Source organism: Cytobacillus sp., assembly GCF_964223445.1.
Taxonomy (GTDB): domain Bacteria; phylum Bacillota; class Bacilli; order Bacillales; family Cytobacillaceae; genus Cytobacillus.
This window is the reverse complement of record NZ_CAXQGS010000038.1, coordinates 83,920-105,841: the sequence shown is the minus strand read 5'-3', so window position 1 is coordinate 105,841 and position 21,922 is coordinate 83,920. Positions and strand designations below refer to the sequence as shown.

Below are 21,922 nucleotides of genomic sequence, written 5' to 3'. Positions count from 1 at the left end.
ATTCTAAAATCAGAATTTTATAAATGATTGGAGCGTTTCAGGGGCTTACTAAAACAGATACATAGGGAGGAATTTTATTATGGCATTCGAATTACCGCAATTACCTTACGCTTATGATGCATTGGAGCCAAACATCGACAAAGAAACGATGAATATTCATCATACAAAGCATCACAATACTTATGTAACAAACCTGAACAATGCTTTAGAAGGAAACGAAGAGCTTCTTTCTAAAACAGTTGAAGAAGTTGTTTCTAACCTGGATGCCGTACCTGAAGCTGTTCGCACTGCGGTACGCAACAACGGCGGCGGCCATGCAAACCATTCTCTTTTCTGGCAGATCATTTCTCCAAATGGCGGTGGCGAGCCTACAGGTGAATTAGCAGACGCTATCAGCAGCAAATTCGGAAGCTATGACAGCTTCAAAGAAGAATTTGCAAAAGCAGCTACAACTCGCTTCGGATCTGGCTGGGCTTGGCTGGCAGTAAGCAATGGCGAATTGGAAGTAACAAGCACACCTAACCAGGATTCTCCATTAATGGAAGGCAAGACTCCAATCCTTGGCCTTGATGTTTGGGAGCATGCTTACTACTTAAAATATCAAAACCGCCGTCCTGAATACATCAATTCTTTCTGGAATGTTGTTAATTGGGATGAAGTTTCTAAGCGTTACAGCGCAGCAAAATAATAAATCAAAAAGCACGGCGGTTTACATCTGCCGTGCTTTTTTTTTAGGAATAAAGAGCTATTCTGTTAATTTCTAAATCATTGCATAACCGCACTTGCTTTGTAGGAGACTACCCTTAGAACCAAAGGGGAGTTTTTTTATGAGCAGATTTAAAAAACTGATCGGTGATGTCGATTTAACGAAAGATTTAACATTGCTTTTATTTATAGGGGGGCTTTATTCTTTAAGTGCTGCCCTTTCCAACACATTTGTAAATATTTATCTCTGGAAGCAGTCTGGTGAGTTCAGCGATCTTGCTTTATATAACCTGGCCATTGTGGTTCTTCAGCCTTTAACGTTTATCCTGGCAGGAAGATGGGCGAAGAAAATTGACCGTGTCATTGTACTGAGAATCGGTGTAATCTTTTTGGCACTATTTTATCTGACAGTGCTTTTCATTGGAACAAATGCCTCAAAATTTCTATTGCTTCTAGGGGCTCTGCTGGGAGTCGGGTATGGGTTCTACTGGCTTGCTTTCAATGTACTCACTTTTGAAATAACTGAGCCGGAGAATCGCGATTTCTTTAATGGGTTCCTTGGAATACTAACATCCGTTGGGGGTATGATTGGACCGATAGCAGCGGGTTTCATTATTTCAAGGATGGAAAAGTTCACAGGCTATTCCGTTATCTTCGGCATCTCCCTGACACTTTTTTCAATAGCTGTCTTTTTAAGCTTTTTTCTTAAAAGGCGGCCGGCTGACGGAAGGTATTTATTTGGAAGAATCCTTGCAGAACGAAAAAACAGTCTGAACTGGCGAATGATTACGAATGCCCATTTTTTTCAGGGTCTTAGAGAGGGAACTTTTATTTTTGTCATATCAGTTTATGTTTTTATTTCAACTGGCAGTGAACTGGCTCTTGGTACATACGGATTGGTCAACTCAAGTATATCTTTTTTGGGGTATTTTCTTGTATCAAGGCTTTTAAAGAAGGAGTATCGGAAAAGGGCCATACTTATAGGCGGGCTATTACTGTATGGTGCTATATTCTTTATCGTTTTTGAGGTTACGTATCCAAAGCTGCTGATGTATGCAGCCACTATTGCTATTGCTTATCCGCTCCTGCTTGTGCCATATATCTCATTAACATATGATGTCATTGGCAGAGGCTGGAAGGCTGCAGAGATGAGAATTGAGTATATCGTAGTAAGGGAGATCTTTTTAAATGCAGGACGGATGGTATCCATTTTAGGTTTTTTAGCTGCGGTATCTTTTTTCAATGAAGAAAAAAGCATTCCTATTCTGCTCTTAATCATAGGTGCAGGGCATTCGGTCATCTATTTCTTCGTCAGGAAAATACAATTTCAGTCTGCGTGAGAGAGAGGAATTCCTCTCTCTTTTTTTACCAGAAAAATATCTCTGTCGAAAAAGGGTTCTTTATAGAATTTATTGCTATTTTCTTTTAGAATGGGAGTATGAGACTTTTTTAAAGGAAGTGTGCGTAATTTTGAATAGGAAGAAAAAGAAGAAGACCCATGTTCCTTTCCGCCTGAATATGCTCTTCTTTGCTGTGTTTTTATTGTTCTCCATGCTGATACTAAGGCTTGGGATGGTTCAGATTGTTTACGGTGACGATTATAAGCGGGAGATTGAAAGAACGGAAGATGTTACAGTCAACAGCCCGGTACCGAGAGGAAAGATGTTTGACAGAAATGGCCAGGTGATTGTCGATAATACACCGCAAAATGCCATCACATTTACTAATAATGGATACAAGCAGGACGAAATGCTTGAGGTGGCAGAAAGGCTGGCCAAGCTCATACACAAAGATACCGAAAAAGTTCAGGAACGAGATAAGAAAGATTACTGGATTATGAAAAATCCTGAAGAGGCTGAAAAAAAGATCTCTAAAAGAGACAAAGAAGAGCTTGAAAAGAAGTACGAAGGCGATCAGAAAGAATTGGACAAGGCCATGTATCAGCTCACATTGGATCGAATTACAGAAGATGAATTAAACGAATTGTCAAAAGATGATCTTGAAGTACTTGCCATCTACAGAGAGTTTACAAGCGGATATGCATTAACACCGCAAATTGTCAAAAATAAAGAAGTCACTCCTGAGGAATTCGCGGTTGTCAGCGAAAATCTTCAAATTCTTCAGGGTGTTGATACAACAACCGACTGGGAAAGGTATTATGCCTTCGGAGATACTTTGAAATCTGTGCTGGGTAATGTGACAAGCTCTGACGAAGGGCTGCCGGCCGAACAGCTTGAATACTATATGGCCCGTGATTACAGCCGTAATGACCGTGTAGGAAAAAGTTATATTGAGATGCAATACGAAGAAGTGCTACACGGCCAAAAGGCAAAAGTGAAAAATATTACAGATAAAGCCGGTAATGTCCTTGAAACTGTACCCATCACTGATGGACAAAGAGGAAAGGATCTTGTTCTGAGTATTGATATGGATCTTCAGAAGGAAGTAGAGAAAATCATTGAAGAGGAATTGCGTGAAGCAAAAGCATCTGCAGGTACTGCACTACTGGACAGAGCATATGTAGTGCTGATGGATCCTCATACCGGAGAGGTTCTTTCAATGGCCGGCAAAAAGATTGTAAAGGATAAAGAGACAGGCCAATCAGTCATGCAGGACGATGCATTAGGCAATATCACTACTACTTATAATGTCGGTTCTGCTGTGAAGGGTGCTACAATTCTTACCGGATATAAAACAGGTGCTATTACTCCGGGGACCGTTTTTTATGACCGGCCTCTAAAAATTAAAGGAACACCTGTAAAAAAATCCTGGAGAAATTTTGGCCCTTTAAATGATATCAATGCGCTTAAATTCTCATCGAATGTTTATATGTTTGAAACTGTTATCGATATCGGCGGCGGAAAATATGAGTATGAAAAGCCATTGTGGATAGATGAGCAAGCCTTTAGTACTGTAAGGGATTCCTTCGCTCAATTTGGGCTTGGAGTACGGACAGGAATTGATTTGCCAAATGAGCAAACAGGCTTTAAGGGAATGAGCAACCTTCCTGGTTTTATGCTTGACCTTTCGATTGGCCAGTACGATACCTATTCCAATATGCAGCTTGCCCAATATGTTTCGGTCATAGCCAATGGCGGAAACAGAATGGAGCCCCATATAGTAAAGGAAATCCGTGAGCCATTGATGGAAAATAATGAACTTGGACCTATTGTGCAGGAAATGGAGCCGAAAGTCCTTAATCGGGTAGAGCTTGAAGATGGCTGGATGGACCGGGTCCAGGAAGGCTTCCGCAGAGTCATGCAGGAAAAAGGCGGAACAGCATACGGTTTGTTTGGCAGTAAGGAATATAAGCCGGCGGGGAAAACTGGAACTGCCGAGGCATTTTACGATGGACCAGAGCGCAGCAAGTTTGGCAAAGAGCCGCCTGAGGTCATGAACCTAAGTCTTGTAAGCTATGCTCCGTCTGAAAATCCTGAGGTAGCCATGGCGGTATTAGTTCCATGGGCTTACCAGGGAAGCGTGGATCACGGAGCCAATAAAGAAATTGGCGAACGCGTTTTGGATGCTTATTTTGATCTTAAAAAGGAACGCCAAAAAAAGGGCAGTGATAGTGAAGAATCTGTTCAAAAAGTGGAAAATATAGATGAAGTACTTGAAGGACAGGAAGATGCCCGCAAGGAAGAGGATGAATAAGTGTTGCTAAACTGTCTCCCATTTAGGGAGGCAGTTTTTTTTATTTCACCTCATTATATGAATTGCAAACCGGCTATGATGGAAAGATAAATTCATGTTATACCTCTTATTCGACATAATTACACAAGAATCGTCCACATTTACAAAAGCTTTACAAACAGTTAAAACGGCGTTAACAGTCAACCCTTATTCTAATACTCGTAGGACAAAACAACCAATTTTCTTAGGGGGAATTCAGGAATGAAACGTCTTAAAAAAATGAGCCTTTTACTAATGCTGGCGGCTGTAATGGCATTCACTGCAGCTTGCGGAGGCGGAGATACAAATGAAGGTACAAGCGGAAATGGCGAAACTGGTGAAGAGCTGGAAGGCAGTGTAGTGATAGATGGTTCTGGAACTGTTTATCCATTTATGGCACGCATGGCTGAAAACTACATGGGAGAACAGGAAAATGTCTCTGTAGAAGTTAGCCGCTCCGGAACTTCAGCAGGCTTCAAGAAATTTCTTGCGGAAGACGGAACTGACTTTAATGATGCTTCCCGCTCAATTAAAGATGAAGAAAAAGCACAAGCAGAAGATCTTGGAATTGATGTCCAGGAAATGAAGGTTGCTTTAGATGGTATAACAATTGTAATTAATAAAGAAAATGACTGGGCTGCTGAGCTTACACAGCAAGAAGTTGTCGATATCTTCCTTGCCAGTGCAGGAAAGAAAAAATGGTCAGATGTTCGCCCTGACTTCCCGGATGAAGAAATTCAAACTTATGGCCCAAATGAAAACCATGGCACTTACGAATTTATGTTTGAAAATATTCTTGAAGAACAGGACCTTCCTGAAAATATCAACTTACAGCAGGACTACTCAACTTTAGTGGATCTTGTATCTAAAGATAAAAACGCTATCGGATTCTTTGGCTATGGATACTATGACAGCAACAAAGATAAATTGTCGGCAGTAAAAGTAGACTTTGGCAATGGACCAGTTGAACCATCATTAGACACAATCAAAGAAGACGGAGACTATGCTCCATTTACTCGCCCTGTATTCACATACCTGAATACAAATATGGCTAAAGAAAAGCCGCAAGTGCTTGATTATGCTATCTATACTATGGAAAATGCACAGGATGTTGCAGCAGAAACTGGATTTGCTCCATTATCTGATGAAGATATCCAGGCTTCTCTAGATGCTTTGAACGGATTGAAGTAAGTTTCAAGAAGTGTTGAAAACGGGAAGATGAGAGGGTAGACTTCTCATCTTCTTGCAGTGTTAAAAGTTTTTATGCGGGTATTATAAGCTAAATAGTTCTTCTATGGATGAGAGGGATGAAAGGGGTTTTACACTTGGCAAAAAGCGCTGTTCACGATAACGACAAAAAGTTGAATATACGTGAAATCATACAACAAAAGAAAAAATCTCGAAGTGTTAATAATTATACTGAAAAATTAATTCCAAAAATTTTATTTGGTATCGCAGCAATCTCTGTTTTGACTACTATTGGAATTGTACTTACTTTAATTACGGAAACAATCGCCTTTTTCAAAGACGTTCCTTTTATAGATTTTTTTACAGGCACTGAATTAAAGCCATTAGGTGCCAATGCTGTTTTTGGAGTTCTTCCTTTACTGACCGGAACAATCATTTCCACTTTAATAGCCATGCTTGTTGCCATTCCGGTGGGACTGATGACAGCGATATTTTTAAGTGAATACGCTTCAGAAAAAACAAGAAAAACCTTAAAGCCGCTTCTTGAAATTCTGGCTGGTATTCCTACTATTGTTTATGGGTTTTTTGCTTTTACATTTGTAACACCTTTACTAAGATCTTTTATTCCCGGCCTTGAACCAACGAATATTTTAAGCCCGGGGATTGTAATGGGAATTATGATCATCCCAATGGTAGCGTCCCTTTCTGAAGATGCAATGAGTTCTGTGCCAAATGCTATGAGGGAAGGTGCCCTTGCATTGGGGGCAACAAAGCTTGAGGTAACCTGGAAAGTGGTTATACCAGCAGCTATTTCAGGTATCATTGCTTCGTTTGTGTTAGGAATTTCTAGAGCAATCGGGGAAACGATGATCGTAACCATTGCGAGCGGAAGTTCGAAAAACTTTACATTTGATGTTACCCAATCCATGCAGACAATGACTGCTTATATTGTGGAAGTAACAGGCGGGGAAGCAGCCGCAGGTACAACATTATATTACAGTCTTTATGCTGTTGCTATGACATTGTTTGTGTTTACGTTAATTATGAACCTTCTTGCTCAGTATATCTCTCGCAGGTTCAGGGAGGAATATTAATATGAAATATGTAGATTCAGAACAAGTGCATAAAAAAATGGGCAGCCGTCTCCTTGCCAATAATATGGCGAAAACGATTTTCTTTTTGGCAACCTTGTTTGGTCTTGTAGTATTGATCGTCTTGATATATCGAGTCCTTTCAGATGGATTAGGCTGGATAAACATAGATTTTCTAATGAATCGCTTATCGACAGATCCTGAAAGAGCCGGAATCTGGGGAGCAATAACAGGAACACTATGGCTGATGCTTGTTGTTGCTCCCGTTACGATGATTCTTGGGGTAGGTACGGCTATTTATCTTGAAGAATACGCAGCCAAGGGACGTATTTCTTCTTTTATTAAAACGAATATCTCCAACTTGGCAGGTGTTCCTTCAGTAGTTTTTGGTATACTAGGACTAACTGTTTTTGCAAGAGCTTTGGATTTGGGTTCTGTAGTCCTTGCTGGCGGTCTTACTATGGCATTGCTGGTTCTTCCAGTGGTTGTTGTTGCCAGCCAGGAAGCAATCCGTGCTGTTCCCCAATTTTTAAGAGAAGCCTCTTACGGTATGGGAGCGACAAAGTGGCAAACCATTAAAAATGTAGTTCTTCCTGCAGCATTACCTGGAATCCTTACGGGGGTTATTCTTGCACTATCGCGGGCTATAGGCGAAACAGCGCCATTGGTTGTTATCGGTATACCGGCTTTGTTAATTCCTGTTCCTGATGGAATCTTTGATAAATTTACGATTTTGCCGGTACAGATTTATTATTGGACAATCGACTCTGCTCTAGTAGCAGAATATGCAAACCTGGCAGCTGCCACAATCGTTATTTTATTAATTGTTTTATTCGCGATGAACTCAATAGCCATCTTAATTCGGAATAAATTCCAAAAAAGATATTAGCCTGGGAGGTTTTATAAAATGCCTGTAGTGACAGAGAAAACAAATCCAAATGTAAAAAAAGAAAACATAAACCCAAATTCAACAGAAAACAAAAAAGTTGTTTATAATACAAAAGATCTTAACCTTTGGTATGGTGAAGGGCATGCGTTAAAAAATATCAATTTAGCCATTAATGAAAATGAAGTAACGGCCATTATCGGACCATCAGGATGCGGTAAATCCACATATATTAAAACTCTAAACCGCATGGTTGAACTTGTGCCTTCAGTAAAAATTTCCGGCGAAATCTTATACCGGGAGCGTAATATTCTTGATAAATCATTTACAGTGGAGGATTTAAGAACGAATGTGGGAATGGTTTTTCAAAAGCCAAATCCATTTCCAAAGTCCATTTATGAAAATGTAGCATATGGCCCGAAAATTCACGGTATTCGCGATAAAAAGATCCTTGATGAGATTGTTGAGAAGAGTTTGAGGGGAGCGGCAATCTGGGATGAGGTTAAGGATCGCCTGAACCAGAATGCGTATGGCTTATCAGGCGGGCAGCAGCAGCGCCTTTGCATTGCACGCTGTCTAGCAATTGAACCAGATGTCATCTTAATGGATGAGCCGACATCTGCACTTGACCCTATCTCTACCTTAAAGGTAGAAGAGCTTGTGCAGGAGCTTAAGGAAGAATTCAGTATTATCATCGTTACTCATAATATGCAGCAGGCCGCCCGTATTTCTGATAAAACAGCTTTCTTCTTAAACGGTGAAGTAATCGAGTTTGCCGATACAGATAAGATATTCTCTACCCCTTCAGATAAGCGGACTGAAGATTATATCACTGGACGATTCGGCTAATCTATTTTACTGGTTTGTATCAACGATTTAATTATTACTTTTAGGATGAAGGGGGATTACATTGATGGTGGTACGTGAGAGATTTGAATATGATTTGCAGGAGCTTCAAAAGAAACTGATTGAAATTGGCAATTTTGCAGGAGAGGCCTTGCATAGATCGGTTGAGGCGCTTGAAACCCAAAATATAGAATTGGCACTTGAAATCATTGATGACGATAACCAGGCAGATCTTTTATATGAAGAAATAAATGATTTAGCCATTCTGTTAATTGCCAAACAGCAGCCTGTAGCAATTGACCTTCGCCGCATCATTGTGGCAATTAAAATCGCGACAGACATTGAACGGATAGCAGACTTTGGAGTAAATATTGCGAAGTCTACAATACGGATTGGGTCAGAACCACTTATTAAGCCGATTGAGCATATAAAAGAAATGTACGAAATTTCCACCGAAATGCTTCGCTTATCATTGGAAGCTTTCACAGAAGAAGATATTACAAAGGCAAAAAAAGTAGCTGATATGGATGATCAGGTAGACGACCTTTATGGTGAAACAATTAAAGAGCTGCTGCAAATCAACCTGCAGAAACCGGAATACCTTCCTCAGATCACTCAGCTGTCTTTTGTTTGCCGATATTTAGAAAGAGCAGCTGATCATGTCACCAATATCTCTGAACATATTTTTTACTTGGTAAAAGGGCGTCAGTATGATTTGAATAATTAATAAGAAAAACGGAAGCGTCATGCCTCGCTAGCGCAGAAGGAAAAAAGCTAAAAGGATTCAGCTCCTTTTAGCTTTTTGTTATGACTTTAGCGATTTCTTTATAGCTCATGTCAGGGGTCAGCTCAAATGTGCCCAGCTGTATTTTTTTGCTGTACCCGTATTCTTCAAGGTAATTGCCGAAGTCTGCTGCCTGATCGACTACATTTCCCTTTTCAAGCTGTGCTGCGATTTCCCCAGGTGTCATGCCGCTCTCAATTGTAAGCTGATAGGCAGCCTGTGAGCCTTCTTCCAACTCCGTATCTTCCTCAGAAGGTTCTTCTTTTTCTTCCGTATTTTCATTTGCTGGATCTTCGGATTTAGTCCGCTGCTGAAGTAGAGTATATTCTTTGTCTGTTAAAACAGTATAGCCGTTCGCCTGAAGAAATTCTTTCGCGCTGTCTTCATCTATTTTTCTATTTTCAGACTGATTCGGTTTAATGAAAAAATAGGCTATGCCGAAGGCTATGACAGCCATAAGGATGCCAAATGCAAATGCCCGGGTATTTCTTTTATTCATATCCATGACCTCTAAATTTCATTTCTGTTTGAATAGTCCTTACTTCATCAGGAGAGAGTGATGATTGTCTGGCAATCTGCTCAACTGACAATCCTTGCCTGGTAAGCAGCATCACCTGATTTTTTATAATTTCATGAACTTCCCTTTTCACTGAGGAATGAGCAGAAGACTCTGCAGGAACGTGCTGAATAAAGGGGTCGTCAGCCACCAGCAGTTCTTCTTCCAATACTTTTAATTTCTTTTTAATCTGATACATTTCCTGAATCTGCTGCATGGACATTTGGTCCATTTCTTCGCGCAGCTCTTTATAAGGATCTTTCAAGAACACTGAAAGAACAAATAGCCCTATAGATATGATCAATAATGCCAGCATGATTGATTCCAAAAAAGTCACCTCATATTCATTGAACAGAAATATTTTACCATCAAAATTGACAAATTTCGATATGTAATCCACAAGCAGGTGAAAATTATAGCTTTTTGTCGCTGAAGCTCTGTCGAAAAAGCATCCCGGCAAACTTTGAAAAATTTTTTCTTATTTATTATTCAAGCAGGCATGTGCATTCGCAAGAAGCGACAATTTCCGTTCATTGTAGCCTATCCATATCAGTGATAACATTGAGCTATATAAATAGTCATAAAATTTTGCTTTTTGTCATATATATACCTTTTTTAGTGGCTTATGAAAATAAATACAAGAGGTGCCGGGTATGATCGATGAAATTATTAAGCTTCGCCGCAGGGGGCTTTCATTTCGCAAAATTGCCATTGAGCTTGATACAACAGTAGGAAAAGTGCAATACCAATGGACCAAACTTATCCAAAATAAAGAAAAACGCAACAGCGTGGACTCTGCCGGGAATAAAATAACCGCTGAAGAAAATGCACTTCCTAAACAAATGAAAGATCAATTGATATTAACACGCTTAAGAGCTGATAAGGTAAAAGTAATATGGAAATTATCTAGGCATAAAGAGAAGATGGCTTCACTTTACTTGGACGAGCCTGTCTCTTCCATGAGAAAATCTTTAAGAATCTATGATGTTACGGGGATCATTTTTGATGGCGCAAATGCGGTCTCTGATCATGAAGTAATCCTGTCCCATCAATCAGAGTGGATCTTCAAAGGGCTCAAACCTAGTAAAGTGTATTGTGTGGAGCTTGGCATAAAATTGACAGAATCTCATTTCTTTCCTTTGCTGCGCTCAGAAGCAATTCATACTTCTGAGGAAATGATTTATCAATCATCCGGAAAAGGCGATGCTGAGAAGCAGCCTGCTGAATGGACAGTGAATGTGAGTACATACACTTATTATGAATCAATGAGTGAAGGAGAAGGTAAAGAATGATAGAAACGGTAACTGCTGAGCCAAATAAAAAAAGCTGCCATAAAGGCTTACCTAAGATTCTTCTTCTTACGTGGGAATATCCTCCCCATGTTGTCGGTGGCTTATCAAGACATGTCCATGGACTCGCCGGAGGATTGAAACATGATTATGAGGTCCATATTCTGACAGCTAATCCAGGAAATCTTTCCAGCAATGAACGTAAAGACGGTATCTATATACATCGAGTTAAGCCGCTTAATGAAAAAGATCCTAACTTTTTGCATTGGATTTTAGGATTGAATTTGGCGATGGAGCAAAAAGCCAATGAACTGTCATCCTTCCACCACTTTGAGCTCATCCACGCACATGACTGGCTTGTGGGTGCATGCGGCCTGTCATTAAAGGAGAGTTTACAGTGTCCTTTAATTACGACTATACATGCAACCGAATATGGAAGGAATAATGGGATTTACACAGAATTGCAGAAGTTTATCCATAGAAAAGAAGAGCAGCTGATACTCGGATCAGATCAGGTTATTGTCTGCAGTGAATATATGAAGGAAGAAGTACTCCAGCAATTTGCTATTGAAAACGAAAAAATGTCTGTTATTGCAAACGGAATCAGCAAGGAACCCCTTCTTGAAGACGTTGACTCTTTATTGGAGGGGCTGCAGGTAAAAAAAGGCGGCAGACTGATATTTTCTATTGGGCGGATGGTCAGGGAAAAAGGGTTTGATACCTTGATCGAAGCAGCGCCTATTATAAAAGAAAAGTACCCGGATACTTATTTCATTATAGCCGGCAAAGGGCCTATGCTTGAAGCACATAGAAAAAAAGCGAAAGAACTGAATGTTGACGATGTAATTCATTTTCCGGGTTTTATTAATGATATGCAAAGAGTAGCTCTCTTTCTGAAGTGTGAGTTCGCTGTTTTTCCAAGTTATTATGAGCCATTTGGCATTGTTGCACTCGAAGCAATGATTGCCGGGAAACCGGCGATAGTATCTAACACTGGCGGGTTAAAGGGGATAATAAAACATGGATATTCGGGACTGTTCATGACACCGGGAGAACCTGGCAGTTTCACAGAGCAGGCTACCGCTCTCCTTGAAGATCCAAAAGCAGCCCTTACAATTGGCAGACAAGGTCAAAAGGTCGCAGAAAGCCTATTCAGCTGGGGACGCATTGCGGAGGAAACCAAAAGAGTATTCCAAGAAACCCTAATCAGCCAAAAGCTAGAAGACTTTGTTTAAAAAAATTATAGAAAAAGGTGCATGAAGATGAATACATTAAATTGGATTCAATCTGATGTTTATGAAGAAATGGAGAAAGCGCCGATCGGGAAATTGAAAATGATTCCGGGTTTATGGATAGACGGGAAGACTTACTGGATGGAGAATGGCAGTAAAGAGATATTTCCTGATGAAAATATTTCTGTTCAAATTAAGACAGAAAAAATCCACTCCAAAATTTCATATTTTAAAAGCTATATCACAAACCATGTGGACGAGCCCAGAATGATTAAGCTCTTATTGCAGCACAGACATGATTATTCTTCCCGTGAACATCTCTCGTTCATTTCTCCCGCAGAAAATGTCATCTTTCATTTGGCTGATTCCAAGCTGTTTTTGGTTAATGGCCAGCTAAACGGCAAAAAAATGGAAGAGTGTACGATTCAGCCATACTGGAATGTATACAGTGACCAAATTTGGAACTGCAGAAAGAAAGGAACTTTAAAATATCATCCGATGGTCCAGGGGAATGCCATAAGCGTCTTCTCCCTTAAAGCAGCATTCAATGGCAGAGGGACAATAGAAGGAGAATCATGGATTATTAACGGAGACAGCAAATCAGAAATCCTTCAGTATAACAACCTGCTAATAGGCAGGGTTAAAGAGGGTACTTTTAAAAAAACGTACTAGCATTTCGAATTAAAAAGTGATATTATAGAAAAGTCGTATGAACGAACTAGTTTGAACATAGTTTGGAGGGAAATTACATGCGTGTAAACATTACGTTAGCTTGCACAGAATGTGGAGATCGTAACTATATTTCTAAAAAAAATAAACGAAATAATCCAGATCGTCTTGAGCTTAAAAAATATTGCCCAAGAGATAAGCGTTCGACTACACATCGTGAAACAAAATAAGCGGTAGGATCATTCCTACTGCTTTTTTTGTTGACTTTTTTTATGGGTATACTTCCCTTTTTTGGATAAATTATTGAGGGGATTTGCATATGTCATCTTCTGTTGGAGGGTATGATATGGAAATGGATAAAAAGGCGCTTAGAAAGCAAATGCTGAATAGAATGAAGGAATTGAGCAAGCCTGAGTTTGAACAGCTATCCTATGAAATTGCCCGCAGCCTTTATAGCAGTCCTTTATGGCTTCAAGCTAAAACGATAGGAATAACGGTTTCAAAGCCGCCTGAAGCGGATACGTGGCAGATTATCAGAAAAGCATGGGAAGATGGAAAAAGGGTTGCTGTCCCGAAATGCATTCCCCACACAAAGCAAATGGTGTTCCGTGAACTGAAAAGCTTCAGGGAATTGGAGTCTGTGTACTATGGATTATGGGAACCAAGTCCAGAAAAGACAGATGAAGTTCGCAGTGAGGAAATCGAAACCTTAATTGTTCCCGGGCTCGCATACATGAAAAACGGCTTTCGCCTGGGGTTTGGGGGAGGCTATTATGATCGTTTTCTCGAGCACTATAAAGGAAGAACCGTCTCACTGGCTTTTGAACTGCAGATTTTAAACGGCTTTCCAGTGGAAAACCATGACAAGCCGGTGGAAATGATTATTACCGATCAGCAGGTTTGGGCATCCGGCAATGCTTGAATCTATTGTAATTATTATTTTTATATTGATCACAGCTCTAGCTGGATATTATTTCCGATTACTGACCTTTTCAGGCAGTATAGCCGCATTCATTGTAGGTGCGGCAACAGGATGGGGATTTGGTTTTTACGGTCTCCTTGTACTGGGGTTCTTCTTTGCGAGCTCAAGCTTTTGGTCAAAATTTAAAAGCCATAGAAAAGAGACATTCGAAAATAAGCATGCAAAAGGGTCAAGGAGGGATTGGCAGCAGGTGGCAGCAAATGGAGGAATAGCAGCTATTTCCAGCATACTCTATCTCCTGAATCCATCACCGGTTTGGCTAATAGCATTTCTAATTGGCCTGGCTGCAGCGAATTCGGACACCTGGGCATCAGAAATTGGTTCATTAAGTCAAAAATCCCCCATTTCGTTGAGGACCTGGAAGCCAGTAGAGACGGGAACTTCAGGTGCTGTCAGCATTCTGGGCACAATTGCAGCTTTGTCAGGTTCTTTTGCTATTGCACTTCTTTCATTTATGCTGTTCAGCGTTTCACTTTATGAGGTTATGCTGATTGGGATCTTTGGATTTGCGGGAAATCTGATTGATTCCATATTGGGGGCTTTTTTTCAGGCTGAATACAAGTGCCTGGTGTGCAATGAAAATGTTGAAAAAACCGAACATTGCGGACAGCCGGCCTTATTGGTAAAAGGAAGGCGTTTTGCAGATAATGACTTTGTTAATTTTTGTTCGGGTTTAGCTTCAGCCTCGTTGGGATTGCTTCTATTTATTCTATTGATATAGACGGACTGAGCTGCTGCTGTTCCTTACCTTAAAGTGAAAAGGAGAGTTGTTATGAAAATTCGGGTGAACAGAGTCGTGCTGATTGGAACTGGCTTTGTAGGCTCAAGCTATGCCTTTGCACTATTAAATCAGGGTGTTACAGAGGAATTGATTCTAATCGATTTAAATAAGGATAAATCTGAAGGAGATGCTATGGACTTAAATCATGGCATGCCATTTGCCCCTTCGCCAACATCGATCTGGTTTGGAGGTTATTCAGATTGCAAAGAGGCTGATTTGGTTGTCATAACTGCTGGAGCTAATCAAAAGCCTGGGGAGACACGTTTGGATCTTGTGGAAAAAAATGCGAAGATCTTTAAAGGCATTGTGAATCATGTCATGGACAGCGGTTTTGATGGCATTTTCCTGGTTGCGACAAATCCAGTAGATATTCTGACCTATGCAGTCTGGAAATTCTCCGGACTGCCAAAAGAAAGAGTAATTGGATCCGGAACGATACTGGATACGGCCAGATTCAGGTTTCTGCTCGGAGAGTATTTCAAAGTCGATACTCGTAATGTTCATGCATATATTATAGGTGAACACGGAGATACTGAATTGCCTGTATGGAGCCATGCTGATATTGCAGGGAAAAACATTGATGACTGGATAGGAAAAGAAGAGAATTTTAGGAAGGACGATCTTAAGTCGATATTCCTTAATGTCAGAGATGCGGCTTATCAGATTATTGAGCGAAAAGGGGCCACTTATTATGGAATAGCCATGGGTCTGGTCAGGCTGACGAAAGCAATCCTTCAGAACGAAAATTCGGTCCTTACGGTGTCAGTTTACTTAGATGGAGAGTATGGCCATGATGATGTTTACATTGGGGTACCTGCTATAGTCAATAGAAATGGCATTCGCGCCATTGTTGAACTTGACTTAAACAGCGAAGAAAAGGATCAGTTTACCCAATCAGTAAATGTTCTCAAGAAAACGCTGGAACCAATAAGGAAGGATTAGCCAGCTTGCATTGGGAGGCGAATTTTATTTTGTTATGAAGCATGGATAAAAATTATTTCCTCTTCTCACAATAAGGAAGAGGAGGGATTTTTAATGTCTCGATTACTATCCATATTTATGATAGGTCTTGGCACTTATTTTGCCTATCATAACCGTTATCGATTGATTAATGTTATTTTTGGGAATGTCTTTTTGCGGAAACTGCTAGTCACTTCAGTAATGAGTTTTCCGCTTGTCCGCGACAGGATGATGAGCTCTGTTTTCTCTTCTGGGCCCTCGGAAGGGCGGCAATAAAGAAGTAAAAAGACCGTAATGGTCTTTTTATTTTGGATAAATATTCAGGTGCTTTTTCTTTTACAAAAGGTTTCTTTTTTGCCTATAGTTAAATAAAGTATTGTAATCATTGAAACGTATAGAGAGTGGGGGAAGAATTGGCCGTTCAAGAGGATTATTTATTTTGGAAAATTGCGGATTATTTCATATCTGATCAGGGGTACAGAATGATTCAGCTATCTGGAGATCAGGATGAATTATGGCTAGAAAAGATGGAGCATAAAACGATAAAGGCAATCAGGCTCCTAAAATATAATCTTGACTGGAGCAATTGGATGCAGCGGGATATCGAAGTTACTTCCCAAAAAGCAGAATCTGTCAGGAAGCAGCTTGGTAAAAGGGAGCTGCCAGTATTAAATATCTATGTCACAAAGTACCTGCCTGTCGATGACTATGAATTCCGCATTACAGAACCCTTCATGCCTGAAAATGCGAAAGCCTCTGTCCAAACCCTAATCATTGAGTCCGGCAAACCGGATAGCCTAAGTGAGGTTGAGGCCATTTTCGAAAAGCCATTAACCCTACTGTCCGGAAATTATGCGGAAATGGATGTTGAAGCTCTGAAGCATGCTGCTCTTTCTAAAGCTGTGAAAACAGCAAAGAAAGAAAAGGAAATGTTTAATTTTGGGAAGCCATTTTTTACGTATATATTCATTTTTATTCAAGTTGCTGTTTTTTTAGTTTTGGAAGCAATGGGCGGGAGCACAGATACATCGACATTAATTAAGTATGGGGCTAAATTTAACCCATTAATTCTTGATGGGGAATGGTGGAGGTTTTTGACCCCGATTGTTCTTCATATCGGACTGCTCCATTTATTAATGAATACACTTGCCTTATTTTATCTTGGTTCGGCAGTGGAACGCGTGTATGGAAATCTAAGGTTCCTAGTTATTTATTTGGCTGCTGGTTTTGGCGGAACTTTAGCCAGTTTCATTTTTAGCCCTACCCTTTCAGCTGGAGCAAGCGGAGCTATTTTTGGCTGTTTCGGAGCACTTTTATATTTTGGGCTCATTTATCCTAGTCTTTTCTTCCGGACAATGGGATTTAATATACTTGTGGTATTGGGCATAAACCTTGCATTTGGATTTACCATTCCGGGGATTGATAACGCTGGCCATATCGGCGGGCTGATTGGCGGATTTCTTGCTACTGGAATTGTGCATTTTCCCAGGAAGAAGCGGCCATTGCTTCAGTTCCTGTTTTTAGCAGCATCACTCTGTCTGGCTGCTGGATTGTTGAAATATGGTTTCAATGAACCAGGAAGGCTTTTAAATGAACAGACTGCAATGGTGATGGCCCAGGAGCATATTAATGCTGAAGAGTTTGAAAAGGCTCGATCAATGCTTGCTGATTTTGTTAATGAAGGGAATGCCTCACCAGAGGCTTATTTCCTGTTATCATATGCGGAAATAAAGGTGGGACAACTGGAAGATGCGAAAGATCATCTTCTCCACGTAGTAAAGGAAGAAGCTGCTTTCCACGAAGCACATTACAATCTTGCACTGATCTATTTAGATGAAGAAGACCCGGAAAAAGCAAGATATCATGCTCAAAAAGCAGCTGGTCTTAAACCGGATCAGGAAGATTATCAAAAGCTTTTAAACCAAATAGAATAGAAAGACAGCTGGTATTATACTGAATTTTCAGCTTACTTCCTGGGAAATATAATCTTCATTTCCTGCGGATTTTCATTGAATCATGCCAATCATTGGTATGATTTTTTTTTTGCATGTCTATGATGTTGAATAGTATGCAAGGAAAAGAATGGAACAGAATGCTGAGGTGGGGATTTTGGAGAAAGTCAGAAAAGAGCCTGTAAAGGTTTCACTGAAAGAAAATATAGAATATCTTAAAGAAGCACTTGGAGTTGAAAAAAGCTTTGATGTGATTCAGCTGGATGTTGAATATGCAGAAAGGGAAATGGCTCTATATCTTGTAGATGGCTTTGTAAAAGACGATATTTTGCACTATCTGATGAAAATGCTTGCTGGATTGGATGCAGGCCAGCTGGAAGGGGATACACTTTCCCGGTTAATAAAAACGTATATACCCTACGTAGAGGTTGAAACCACTGATGATCTGGATAAAGTTGTGGATATGGTGCTGGCTGGTCCGACTGCTTTAGTTGTGGATGGTGTCGATGAAGTGATTCTCATTGATGCCCGTACATATCCGGTAAGAGGCCCGCAGGAGCCTGATATCGAACGTGTTGTCCGCGGTTCAAGGGATGGGTTTGTAGAAACACTTGTTTTTAATACTGCTTTAACGAGGAGAAGAATAAGAGACCGGACACTTCGCATGGAATATATGCAAGTGGGAAGACGGTCTAAAACAGATATTGTTGTCAGTTATATTGAAGACATTGCCGATCCTGAAATGGTTAAAAAAATAAAGGAATCAATTTCTAAGATTGACACTGATGGATTGCCAATGGCCGAAAAATCAATAGAGGAATTCATTTCCGGCCGGCATTGGAATCCCTACCCGATGGTAAGGTATACCGAAAGGCCTGATACAGCAGCAACCCATCTTTATGAAGGGCATGTATGCATTATCGTCGATGGTTCGCCCAGTGTGATCATAACACCGACAACCTTCTGGCATCACCTGCAGCATGCTGAGGAATACCGTAATAAGCCCCTTGTAGGTGCATATTTGCGATTTGTCCGATTTTTGGCTGTCTGGGCCTCCATTTTTCTTTTGCCTTTATGGTACTTATTTGCAATACAGCCACAGCTGCTGCCTGATGCATTATCATATATCGGGCCGAATGAAACAGGACAGCTGCCATTAGTCATTCAGTTCCTTATGATAGAGCTCGGTTTGGATATGCTGAGGATGGCCGCGATCCATACTCCATCCGCGCTGGCGACTGCACTCGGACTGGTAGCTGCACTGATGATTGGACAGGTAGCTGTTGAAGTTGGATTGTTCATTAATGAAGTAATTCTTTATTTAGCAATAGCAGCAATTGGAACATTTTCAACACCAAGCTATGAAATGAGCCTGGCCAACAGGCTGATAAGAATCGCCTTGCTGATTGCAACAAGTATTTTCCATACTTATGGATATGTAGCTGGCATCATGCTGCTGATAATCATGCTGGCAAGAATGAAGTCTTTTGGAGTGCCATACCTGTGGCCATTCATCCCTTTCAATTTGAGAGCATTCAGGGATGTATTGCTCAGATCGCCAATACCATTGAAGAACAGGCGGCCGCGTTTTCTGCATCCAAAAGATCCAGATCGCTAAATCTAAAAAATCCCTCACTGGCTGCTGTGCCGGGAAGGGGTTTTTTAGATTAGCCCAGGAATCTTATTTATTTGCGGGAGCTTGTCCATCTTGAGAAGGTTGGAAATTTAGATTATACTTTATTGAGGTATAAACTTATCGATAGGGCAGAGGTACAGAATGAAAACCATTTATGATATACAGCAATTTCTTAAGAAATATGGGACAATCATCTACATAGGGGATCGTGAAGCTGATTTGGAGCTTATGGCTGCAGAATTAAAAGAGCTATATGATTCTCAGCTTATTGATGTGAAAGATTACCAGAGCAGCATCTTGATTTTACGGACTGAAATTCAGAATCTTAAAGAGAAAAAATAGACAGAAAAGGTGATGGAGTTTGGCAGAAAAATGGCTGGTTGGGGTAGATTTAGGCGGAACAACTACAAAACTTGCTTTTATCAACTACTATGGGGAAATCATTCATAAATGGGAAATTCCCACTGACAATAGTGAAGAAGGAAAAAATATTACGATAAATATAGCTAAAGCCATCGATCTTAAATTGGAGGAACTGGATTTAAGCAAGGATAAAATCATCGCCATTGGCATGGGGGCTCCAGGTCCTGTAAATCTGGCAACAGGTGTTGTATATAACACTGTTAATTTAGGATGGAAAGATAATTACCCTCTGAAGGATTTGCTTGAAGTGGAAACATCCCTTCCAGTCATCATTGATAATGATGCTAACTGCGCGGCTCTGGGCGAAATGTGGAAGGGAGCCGGAAATGGCGCTAAAGATCTTGTATGTGTAACACTTGGCACAGGTGTCGGCGGCGGCGTAATAGCCAACGGAGATATTGTGCAGGGAGTCAGCGGAGCTGCAGGTGAAATTGGCCACATTACTTCCGTTCCTTTTGACGGAGCTCAATGCAATTGCGGAAAAACGGGCTGCCTTGAAACAATAGCATCAGCTACAGGCATTGTCCGGCAGGCTCTTGAAAACCTAAAATCGGGTGGAGAAGGGGTTCTTTCCAATTTGTATAAGGAAAATGGGTTAATCACCGCAAAAGATGTTTTTGATTCGGCAAGGAATGGGGATGAAGCATCTCTTCTGGTTGTCAATGAAACAGCTATGCACCTTGGATTGGCATTGGCAAATATTGCAAATACCTTAAATCCGGAAAAAATAGTATTAGGCGGAGGAGTATCTAAAGCAGGGGATGTCCTGCTGAAGCCTGTTATTGAAAACTTCGTTAGATTTGCGTTTCCAGGAGTGAGGGATTCTACAGTCATTGATATTGCGACTTTGGGCAATGATGCCGGCGTAATTGGAGCAGCCTGGCTTGCTAAAAATAAATAAATTGAGTAAAAGTACCTGATTGCTTGCAGGTGCTTTTTTCATTGCTCAAAACAGTGAGAGTCTTTAGACACTGCGGAATCCTTTTTCATATCTGCAATTCAAATTTACACAGGTAAACAGTCATTTTTTTTTCTTTTTTTCATAAAATTGAAATGATGGAAAGGGGGATAAAGATGAAAGTCAAAGTCCGGTCCGGAGACTCCTTATGGTATTACAGTCAGCTCTTTATGGTGCCAGTCAATCTCATTGCTGATTCCAATCCCGGTGTTAATCCTGCATCGCTGCAGATAGGCCAGGAAATTAATATTCCCGGCTTTACATTGCAAAATTATACGGTTAGACCAGGAGACACCTTTTGGAAGCTGAGTTCTTCCCGAAACCTTTCTGTAGATGCTGTTCTCCTGGTGAATCAATCCCTTAATCCCACCAGTCTGGCCACAGGTGGAGCCATAAAGCTGCCAAGGAGGGTAATATCTCCAATTGTATCAGGCAGGAGAAATTATGACTATAAAGCTTTAACAGCTGATATTTCCATGCTGTCAGATATTTATCCATTTATAAAGGTAAATACAATTGGCCGAAGTGTCCTTGGGAAGCCAATTCAGGAGATACGCCTGGGAAAAGGGAATAAGAAAGTGCAAATTAATGCATCATTTCATGCAAACGAATGGATTACCACCCCTATATTAATGGCTTTGCTGAACAGCTTTCTCTTATCCATAACAAATGTCCGGCCGATAAGAGGGATTTCTACAATGCCTTTATATAATTCCGTTGACCTTTCCATAGTTCCAATGGTGAACCCAGATGGAGTAGATCTCGTCTTAAATGGGCCACCACCAGAACTCTCGGAAGAAGTGATAGCTATAAATAGAGGAAGCACTGATTTTTCAGGCTGGAAGGCTAATATTAGGGGTGTTGATTTAAATAATCAGTATCCTGCCAAATGGGATTTTGAGAAAGAGAGAACTGAACAAAATGCCCCGGCACCAAGAGATTATCTTGGGGAAGCCCCGTTAACGGAACCAGAAGCCATCGCAATGGCGGAATTGGCAAGTGATAATCAATTCGATCGAATGCTTGCCTTCCATACACAAGGAGCAGAATTTTATTGGGGATACGAGGGATTGGAGCCGCCGGAATCACAGGTACTCGCGCTTGAGTTCGAACGTGTCAGCGGGTATAAGGCAGTTCAATTCATTGATAGTTTTGCGGGTTATAAGGATTGGTTCATACAGGAGTTCCGGAGACCGGGATTCACAATTGAACTTGGAAGAGGCATCAATCCGCTGCCCCTGTCACAATATGATGATATTTATGAAGAAGTGCTGGGCATTTTTCTTGCATCGCTTTATATGTGAAAAAATAA

The 21,922-nt window shown here is 40.6% G+C and carries 23 protein-coding genes; 21 read left to right on the top strand and 2 right to left on the bottom strand.

Annotated elements, in window-relative coordinates:
- Positions 1–79 precede the first annotated feature (79 nt).
- The 8 genes from ACEQ1T_RS05890 to phoU all read left to right on the top strand — a co-directional run bounded on the left by ACEQ1T_RS05890 (position 80) and on the right by phoU (position 9,115).
- Entirely contained in the window at positions 80–688 is a 609-nt protein-coding gene (locus ACEQ1T_RS05890) for a superoxide dismutase (protein WP_206838750.1), read from the top strand.
- A 139-nt stretch (positions 689–827) separates the two neighbouring features.
- Positions 828–2,045 carry an MFS transporter gene (locus tag ACEQ1T_RS05885; protein WP_206838748.1) on the top strand — a complete coding sequence of 406 codons (1,218 nt, stop codon included), beginning with the start codon at positions 828–830 and terminating at the stop codon, positions 2,043–2,045.
- 130 nt (positions 2,046–2,175) lie between these two features.
- On the top strand, positions 2,176–4,359 hold the full coding sequence (locus ACEQ1T_RS05880; RefSeq protein WP_370222072.1) for a peptidoglycan D,D-transpeptidase FtsI family protein: 2,184 nt from the start codon (positions 2,176–2,178) through the stop codon (positions 4,357–4,359).
- Positions 4,360–4,599: 240 nt separating this feature from the next.
- Positions 4,600–5,568 (top strand): PstS family phosphate ABC transporter substrate-binding protein, encoded by a 969-nt coding sequence (locus ACEQ1T_RS05875; RefSeq protein ID WP_206838745.1) that lies wholly within the window; start codon positions 4,600–4,602, stop codon positions 5,566–5,568.
- Between the two features lie 116 nt (positions 5,569–5,684).
- Positions 5,685–6,659 carry a phosphate ABC transporter permease subunit PstC gene (pstC, locus tag ACEQ1T_RS05870; RefSeq protein ID WP_206838743.1) on the top strand — a complete coding sequence of 325 codons (975 nt, stop codon included), beginning with the start codon at positions 5,685–5,687 and terminating at the stop codon, positions 6,657–6,659.
- Position 6,660: 1 nt separating this feature from the next.
- Positions 6,661–7,545 carry a phosphate ABC transporter permease PstA gene (gene pstA, locus ACEQ1T_RS05865; RefSeq protein ID WP_206838741.1) on the top strand — a complete coding sequence of 295 codons (885 nt, stop codon included), beginning with the start codon at positions 6,661–6,663 and terminating at the stop codon, positions 7,543–7,545.
- An 18-nt stretch (positions 7,546–7,563) separates the two neighbouring features.
- Positions 7,564–8,391 carry a phosphate ABC transporter ATP-binding protein PstB gene (gene pstB, locus ACEQ1T_RS05860; RefSeq protein WP_206838739.1) on the top strand — a complete coding sequence of 276 codons (828 nt, stop codon included), beginning with the start codon at positions 7,564–7,566 and terminating at the stop codon, positions 8,389–8,391.
- Positions 8,392–8,455: 64 nt separating this feature from the next.
- Positions 8,456–9,115, top strand: a complete 660-nt coding sequence (gene phoU, locus ACEQ1T_RS05855; protein ID WP_206839299.1) for a phosphate signaling complex protein PhoU — start codon at positions 8,456–8,458, stop codon at positions 9,113–9,115.
- Positions 9,116–9,182: 67 nt separating this feature from the next.
- Here the strand turns inward: phoU and ACEQ1T_RS05850 are convergent, their stop codons facing one another.
- Positions 9,183–9,671, bottom strand: a complete 489-nt coding sequence (locus ACEQ1T_RS05850) for an endolytic transglycosylase MltG (protein WP_206838737.1) — start codon at positions 9,669–9,671, stop codon at positions 9,183–9,185.
- Positions 9,664–10,065, bottom strand: a complete 402-nt coding sequence (locus tag ACEQ1T_RS05845; RefSeq protein ID WP_370222071.1) for a hypothetical protein — start codon at positions 10,063–10,065, stop codon at positions 9,664–9,666. The genes ACEQ1T_RS05850 and ACEQ1T_RS05845 overlap by 8 nt, the downstream gene beginning before the upstream one ends.
- A 316-nt stretch (positions 10,066–10,381) precedes the next feature.
- Here ACEQ1T_RS05845 and ACEQ1T_RS05840 point away from each other — a divergent pair, with 316 nt between their 5' ends.
- The 13 genes from ACEQ1T_RS05840 (at position 10,382) to ACEQ1T_RS05780 (ending at position 21,914) form a co-directional block, all read left to right on the top strand.
- On the top strand, positions 10,382–11,020 hold the full coding sequence (locus ACEQ1T_RS05840) for a DUF4912 domain-containing protein (RefSeq protein ID WP_370222070.1): 639 nt from the start codon (positions 10,382–10,384) through the stop codon (positions 11,018–11,020).
- On the top strand, positions 11,017–12,252 hold the full coding sequence (locus ACEQ1T_RS05835) for a glycosyltransferase family 4 protein (protein WP_206838735.1): 1,236 nt from the start codon (positions 11,017–11,019) through the stop codon (positions 12,250–12,252). The genes ACEQ1T_RS05840 and ACEQ1T_RS05835 overlap by 4 nt, the downstream gene beginning before the upstream one ends.
- A gap of 27 nt (positions 12,253–12,279) precedes the next feature.
- Positions 12,280–12,921 carry a hypothetical protein gene (locus ACEQ1T_RS05830; protein WP_206838733.1) on the top strand — a complete coding sequence of 214 codons (642 nt, stop codon included), beginning with the start codon at positions 12,280–12,282 and terminating at the stop codon, positions 12,919–12,921.
- Between the two features lie 77 nt (positions 12,922–12,998).
- The gene (gene rpmG / locus ACEQ1T_RS05825; RefSeq protein ID WP_009332954.1) at positions 12,999–13,148 is read left to right on the top strand and encodes a 50S ribosomal protein L33; all 150 of its coding nucleotides are present in this window, start codon (positions 12,999–13,001) and stop codon (positions 13,146–13,148) included.
- A gap of 116 nt (positions 13,149–13,264) precedes the next feature.
- On the top strand, positions 13,265–13,840 hold the full coding sequence (locus tag ACEQ1T_RS05820; protein WP_206839297.1) for a 5-formyltetrahydrofolate cyclo-ligase: 576 nt from the start codon (positions 13,265–13,267) through the stop codon (positions 13,838–13,840).
- Positions 13,833–14,621, top strand: a complete 789-nt coding sequence (locus ACEQ1T_RS05815) for a DUF92 domain-containing protein (protein WP_206838731.1) — start codon at positions 13,833–13,835, stop codon at positions 14,619–14,621. Before ACEQ1T_RS05820 ends, ACEQ1T_RS05815 begins: the two co-directional genes overlap by 8 nt.
- 51 nt (positions 14,622–14,672) lie before the next feature.
- A complete protein-coding gene (locus tag ACEQ1T_RS05810) occupies positions 14,673–15,623 on the top strand; it encodes an L-lactate dehydrogenase (protein ID WP_370222067.1) in 951 nt (316 codons plus the stop codon).
- A 93-nt stretch (positions 15,624–15,716) separates the two neighbouring features.
- Entirely contained in the window at positions 15,717–15,917 is a 201-nt protein-coding gene (locus tag ACEQ1T_RS05805) for a hypothetical protein (RefSeq protein ID WP_053434403.1), read from the top strand.
- Positions 15,918–16,054: 137 nt separating this feature from the next.
- Complete coding sequence (locus tag ACEQ1T_RS05800) at positions 16,055–17,575, top strand: rhomboid family intramembrane serine protease (RefSeq protein WP_206838726.1); 1,521 nt, start codon at positions 16,055–16,057, stop codon at positions 17,573–17,575.
- A 148-nt stretch (positions 17,576–17,723) separates the two neighbouring features.
- Positions 17,724–19,211, top strand: a complete 1,488-nt coding sequence (locus ACEQ1T_RS05795; protein WP_244671127.1) for a spore germination protein — start codon at positions 17,724–17,726, stop codon at positions 19,209–19,211.
- A gap of 159 nt (positions 19,212–19,370) precedes the next feature.
- The gene (locus ACEQ1T_RS05790) at positions 19,371–19,571 is read left to right on the top strand and encodes a YqgQ family protein (RefSeq protein ID WP_206838724.1); all 201 of its coding nucleotides are present in this window, start codon (positions 19,371–19,373) and stop codon (positions 19,569–19,571) included.
- 19 nt (positions 19,572–19,590) lie between these two features.
- Positions 19,591–20,553, top strand: coding sequence for an ROK family glucokinase (locus tag ACEQ1T_RS05785; RefSeq protein ID WP_370222065.1), 963 nt, complete (start codon positions 19,591–19,593; stop codon positions 20,551–20,553).
- A 173-nt stretch (positions 20,554–20,726) separates the two neighbouring features.
- Positions 20,727–21,914: a M14 family metallopeptidase gene (locus ACEQ1T_RS05780; protein WP_370222064.1), complete on the top strand. Its 1,188-nt coding sequence runs from the start codon at positions 20,727–20,729 to the stop codon at positions 21,912–21,914.
- Positions 21,915–21,922: the final 8 nt, after the last annotated feature.

Bases quoted from the DNA above. Each gene is read 5' to 3' on its own strand.
- pstA (WP_206838741.1), top strand. From the start codon at position 6,661: ATGAAATATGTAGATTCAGAACAAGTGCATAAAAAAATGGGCAGCCGT.
- ACEQ1T_RS05780 (WP_370222064.1), top strand. From the start codon at position 20,727: ATGAAAGTCAAAGTCCGGTCCGGAGACTCCTTATGGTATTACAGTCAG.
- ACEQ1T_RS05795 (WP_244671127.1), top strand. From the start codon at position 17,724: ATGGAACAGAATGCTGAGGTGGGGATTTTGGAGAAAGTCAGAAAAGAG.
- ACEQ1T_RS05875 (WP_206838745.1), top strand. From the start codon at position 4,600: ATGAAACGTCTTAAAAAAATGAGCCTTTTACTAATGCTGGCGGCTGTA.
- ACEQ1T_RS05850 (WP_206838737.1), bottom strand. From the start codon at position 9,671: ATGAATAAAAGAAATACCCGGGCATTTGCATTTGGCATCCTTATGGCT.
- ACEQ1T_RS05805 (WP_053434403.1), top strand. From the start codon at position 15,717: ATGTCTCGATTACTATCCATATTTATGATAGGTCTTGGCACTTATTTT.
- ACEQ1T_RS05790 (WP_206838724.1), top strand. From the start codon at position 19,371: ATGAAAACCATTTATGATATACAGCAATTTCTTAAGAAATATGGGACA.
- ACEQ1T_RS05830 (WP_206838733.1), top strand. From the start codon at position 12,280: ATGAATACATTAAATTGGATTCAATCTGATGTTTATGAAGAAATGGAG.
- ACEQ1T_RS05885 (WP_206838748.1), top strand. From the start codon at position 828: ATGAGCAGATTTAAAAAACTGATCGGTGATGTCGATTTAACGAAAGAT.
- ACEQ1T_RS05820 (WP_206839297.1), top strand. From the start codon at position 13,265: ATGGAAATGGATAAAAAGGCGCTTAGAAAGCAAATGCTGAATAGAATG.
- phoU (WP_206839299.1), top strand. From the start codon at position 8,456: ATGGTGGTACGTGAGAGATTTGAATATGATTTGCAGGAGCTTCAAAAG.
- rpmG (WP_009332954.1), top strand. From the start codon at position 12,999: ATGCGTGTAAACATTACGTTAGCTTGCACAGAATGTGGAGATCGTAAC.
- ACEQ1T_RS05815 (WP_206838731.1), top strand. From the start codon at position 13,833: ATGCTTGAATCTATTGTAATTATTATTTTTATATTGATCACAGCTCTA.
- ACEQ1T_RS05810 (WP_370222067.1), top strand. From the start codon at position 14,673: ATGAAAATTCGGGTGAACAGAGTCGTGCTGATTGGAACTGGCTTTGTA.
- pstB (WP_206838739.1), top strand. From the start codon at position 7,564: ATGCCTGTAGTGACAGAGAAAACAAATCCAAATGTAAAAAAAGAAAAC.
- pstC (WP_206838743.1), top strand. From the start codon at position 5,685: ATGAAAGGGGTTTTACACTTGGCAAAAAGCGCTGTTCACGATAACGAC.
- ACEQ1T_RS05890 (WP_206838750.1), top strand. From the start codon at position 80: ATGGCATTCGAATTACCGCAATTACCTTACGCTTATGATGCATTGGAG.
- ACEQ1T_RS05840 (WP_370222070.1), top strand. From the start codon at position 10,382: ATGATCGATGAAATTATTAAGCTTCGCCGCAGGGGGCTTTCATTTCGC.
- ACEQ1T_RS05835 (WP_206838735.1), top strand. From the start codon at position 11,017: ATGATAGAAACGGTAACTGCTGAGCCAAATAAAAAAAGCTGCCATAAA.